At 66.2% G+C, this 287-nt stretch carries 1 protein-coding gene; it reads right to left on the bottom strand.

The genetic code is table 11. The features are described from left to right. Positions 1-287, bottom strand: a 287-nt coding sequence (locus RHSP_RS07350; RefSeq protein WP_037150313.1) for a hypothetical protein, incomplete at both ends; no start/stop codon positions are given.

The raw sequence follows: 287 nt of genomic DNA, 5'->3' as shown, positions 1-287 counted from the left end.
TGCCCGCGTTGATGGTCATGCCGTCGGCCGCAGCAATCGCTCCGGAATTGTCGACACTCGCGGCATCGATGCTGACGGTGTTGCCGGCGATGGTGGCCGCGGACGTAACCTTGGCCCGATCCGCCGCCGAGAGATAGACGACCGGCACCAGCACCGGCGCGCCATCGACGATCTCGGTCTGATAGATGACCATCGACTGCGTCAGCGACGCGGCCTGCTCGGGGCTCAACGCCTGCCCAAGACCAAGCCCGTTCGCCTCGGCATAGGCGACGCCATTGTCGAGCAGG

The sequence above is a fragment of the Rhizobium freirei PRF 81 genome, from assembly GCF_000359745.1.
Classification (GTDB): domain Bacteria; phylum Pseudomonadota; class Alphaproteobacteria; order Rhizobiales; family Rhizobiaceae; genus Rhizobium; species Rhizobium freirei.
This window is presented reverse-complemented; position numbering and strand designations above follow the sequence as displayed.